Origin of the sequence: Pseudomonas bananamidigenes, from assembly GCF_001679645.1 — a bacterium.
GTDB lineage: Bacteria > Pseudomonadota > Gammaproteobacteria > Pseudomonadales > Pseudomonadaceae > Aquipseudomonas > Aquipseudomonas bananamidigenes.
Map to the genome: position 1 here is coordinate 1 of NZ_LRUN01000045.1, position 3041 is coordinate 3041.

Sequence of the window (3041 nt, forward strand, 5' to 3'; positions counted from 1 at the left end):
GAGCCAGATCGAATTTTCGGCGAATGTCGTCTTCACAGTATAACCAGATTGCTTGGGGTTATATGGTCAAGTGAAGAAGCGCATACGGTGGATGCCTTGGCAGTCAGAGGCGATGAAAGACGTGGTAGCCTGCGAAAAGCTTCGGGGAGTCGGCAAACAGACTTTGATCCGGAGATGTCTGAATGGGGGAACCCAGCTGTCATAAGACAGTTATCTTGCACTGAATACATAGGTGCAAGAGGCGAACCAGGGGAACTGAAACATCTAAGTACCCTGAGGAAAAGAAATCAACCGAGATTCCCTTAGTAGTGGCGAGCGAACGGGGACTAGCCCTTAAGTGGCTTTGAGATTAGCGGAACGCTCTGGAAAGTGCGGCCATAGTGGGTGATAGCCCTGTACGCGAAAGTCTCTTGGCCATGAAATCGAGTAGGACGGAGCACGAGAAACTTTGTCTGAATATGGGGGGACCATCCTCCAAGGCTAAATACTACTGACTGACCGATAGTGAACCAGTACCGTGAGGGAAAGGCGAAAAGAACCCCGGAGAGGGGAGTGAAATAGATCCTGAAACCGTATGCGTACAAGCAGTGGGAGCAGACTTTGTTCTGTGACTGCGTACCTTTTGTATAATGGGTCAGCGACTTATTTTCAGTGGCGAGCTTAACCGAATAGGGGAGGCGTAGCGAAAGCGAGTCTTAATAGGGCGTCTAGTCGCTGGGAATAGACCCGAAACCGGGCGATCTATCCATGGGCAGGTTGAAGGTTAGGTAACACTGACTGGAGGACCGAACCGACTACCGTTGAAAAGTTAGCGGATGACCTGTGGATCGGAGTGAAAGGCTAATCAAGCTCGGAGATAGCTGGTTCTCCTCGAAAGCTATTTAGGTAGCGCCTCATGTATCACTGCTGGGGGTAGAGCACTGTTTCGGCTAGGGGGTCATCCCGACTTACCAAACCGATGCAAACTCCGAATACCAGCAAGTGCCGAGCATGGGAGACACACGGCGGGTGCTAACGTCCGTCGTGAAAAGGGAAACAACCCAGACCGTCAGCTAAGGTCCCAAAGTTATGGTTAAGTGGGAAACGATGTGGGAAGGCTTAGACAGCTAGGAGGTTGGCTTAGAAGCAGCCACCCTTTAAAGAAAGCGTAATAGCTCACTAGTCGAGTCGGCCTGCGCGGAAGATGTAACGGGGCTCAAACCATACACCGAAGCTACGGGTATCACGCAAGTGATGCGGTAGAGGAGCGTTCTGTAAGCCTGTGAAGGTGAGTTGAGAAGCTTGCTGGAGGTATCAGAAGTGCGAATGCTGACATGAGTAACGACAATGGGTGTGAAAAACACCCACGCCGAAAGACCAAGGTTTCCTGCGCAACGTTAATCGACGCAGGGTTAGTCGGTCCCTAAGGCGAGGCTGAAAAGCGTAGTCGATGGAAAACAGGTTAATATTCCTGTACTTCTGGTTATTGCGATGGAGGGACGGAGAAGGCTAGGCCAGCTTGGCGTTGGTTGTCCAAGTTTAAGGTGGTAGGCTGAGATCTTAGGTAAATCCGGGATCTTAAGGCCGAGAGCTGATGACGAGTTGCCGTCAGGCGACGAAGTGGTTGATGCCATGCTTCCAAGAAAAGCTTCTAAGCTTCAGATAACCAGGAACCGTACCCCAAACCGACACAGGTGGTTGGGTAGAGAATACCAAGGCGCTTGAGAGAACTCGGGTGAAGGAACTAGGCAAAATGGCACCGTAACTTCGGGAGAAGGTGCGCCGGTGAGGGTGAAGGACTTGCTCCGTAAGCCCATGCCGGTCGAAGATACCAGGCCGCTGCGACTGTTTATTAAAAACACAGCACTCTGCAAACACGAAAGTGGACGTATAGGGTGTGACGCCTGCCCGGTGCCGGAAGGTTAATTGATGGGGTTAGCTAACGCGAAGCTCTTGATCGAAGCCCCGGTAAACGGCGGCCGTAACTATAACGGTCCTAAGGTAGCGAAATTCCTTGTCGGGTAAGTTCCGACCTGCACGAATGGCGTAACGATGGCGGCGCTGTCTCCACCCGAGACTCAGTGAAATTGAAATCGCTGTGAAGATGCAGTGTATCCGCGGCTAGACGGAAAGACCCCGTGAACCTTTACTATAGCTTTGCACTGGACTTTGAATTTGCTTGTGTAGGATAGGTGGGAGGCTTTGAAGCGTGAACGCCAGTTTGCGTGGAGCCATCCTTGAAATACCACCCTGGCAACTTTGAGGTTCTAACTCAGGTCCGTTATCCGGATCGAGGACAGTGTATGGTGGGTAGTTTGACTGGGGCGGTCTCCTCCTAAAGAGTAACGGAGGAGTACGAAGGTGCGCTCAGACCGGTCGGAAATCGGTCGCAGAGTATAAAGGCAAAAGCGCGCTTGACTGCGAGACAGACACGTCGAGCAGGTACGAAAGTAGGTCTTAGTGATCCGGTGGTTCTGTATGGAAGGGCCATCGCTCAACGGATAAAAGGTACTCCGGGGATAACAGGCTGATACCGCCCAAGAGTTCATATCGACGGCGGTGTTTGGCACCTCGATGTCGGCTCATCACATCCTGGGGCTGAAGCCGGTCCCAAGGGTATGGCTGTTCGCCATTTAAAGTGGTACGCGAGCTGGGTTTAGAACGTCGTGAGACAGTTCGGTCCCTATCTGCCGTGGACGTTTGAGATTTGAGAGGGGCTGCTCCTAGTACGAGAGGACCGGAGTGGACGAACCTCTGGTGTTCCGGTTGTCACGCCAGTGGCATTGCCGGGTAGCTATGTTCGGAAAAGATAACCGCTGAAAGCATCTAAGCGGGAAACTTGCCTCAAGATGAGATCTCACTGGAACCTTGAGTTCCCTGAAGGGCCGTCGAAGACTACGACGTTGATAGGTTGGGTGTGTAAGCGCTGTGAGGCGTTGAGCTAACCAATACTAATTGCCCGTGAGGCTTGACCATATAACACCCAAGCAATTTGCGCTTAACAGCCAGATTGCGGTGTGTGAAGACGAAACGAACCGAAAGTTCGAGTTCACAAACACCGA

At 52.0% G+C, this 3041-nt stretch carries 1 rRNA gene; it reads left to right on the forward strand.

The features are described from left to right. The first annotated feature begins 64 nt into the window (after nucleotides 1-64). Nucleotides 65-2955: ribosomal RNA gene (locus tag BBF94_RS16475) — 23S ribosomal RNA — on the forward strand. Nucleotides 2956-3041: the final 86 nt, after the last annotated feature.